We start from the raw sequence: 530 nt of genomic DNA, 5'->3' as shown, positions 1-530 counted from the left end.
GATGATCCTCAGGAAGCTGCGGCTTTTTTGCACCCTCGTTCTTCTCGCGTTGTTCGCTCCTGTCGTTCAGACAACGCCCGTCGTCTGACGCCGACGACAGACAAAACGCTTTATTCAGGGCCGACTAATCAACCGTACAGCAATGATTAGGGCACCCGGGATTTAGCTGAACCGTGACCTCCCGGGCATCATTACTATTACCGATCGTGTCATCCGTCGGATATACCTGCGCCTTTATCTGCATGGGCGCATCGATTAATCCATCATCTAAGGCATTTTTCGCCACCGTAACTGCTCGGGCGGTCGCGAGTGCCTTCGGAGTCTTTTCGGTTGCGGATGCGCCACCGACAAAGGTAACGAATTCGTGAATTGCGTACTTTGCCTTCATCGCAGAGATCCACTGATTAGTCGGCCCTGAACAATTCGCTTAGTCGGCCACTCAACTCATGCTGTTGGCACGGCGGCGACGATATGGTTTAGCAAGGCGATGAGGACGAGGGCGTAAAAAAGCTTCAGCTTCCTGAGGATCA

1 protein-coding gene is annotated in these 530 nt (G+C 53.0%); it reads right to left on the bottom strand.

Translation table 11 applies throughout. The features are described 5' to 3' along the window. Positions 1-124: 124 nt before the first annotated feature. Positions 125-388: a hypothetical protein gene (locus VSR68_RS42545; protein ID WP_342945383.1), complete on the bottom strand. Its 264-nt coding sequence runs from the start codon at positions 386-388 to the stop codon at positions 125-127. Positions 389-530 lie beyond the last annotated feature (142 nt).

The sequence above is a fragment of the Paraburkholderia phymatum genome, assembly GCF_038900715.1.
Classification (GTDB): Bacteria; Pseudomonadota; Gammaproteobacteria; order Burkholderiales; family Burkholderiaceae; genus Paraburkholderia; species Paraburkholderia phymatum_A.
Note: the sequence above shows the minus strand (reverse complement) of the source record. Positions and strands in the feature narration are given on the sequence as shown.

Coding starts and splice junctions, on each gene's coding strand:
- VSR68_RS42545 (WP_342945383.1), bottom strand. CDS start 388: ATGAAGGCAAAGTACGCAATTCACGAATTCGTTACCTTTGTCGGTGGC.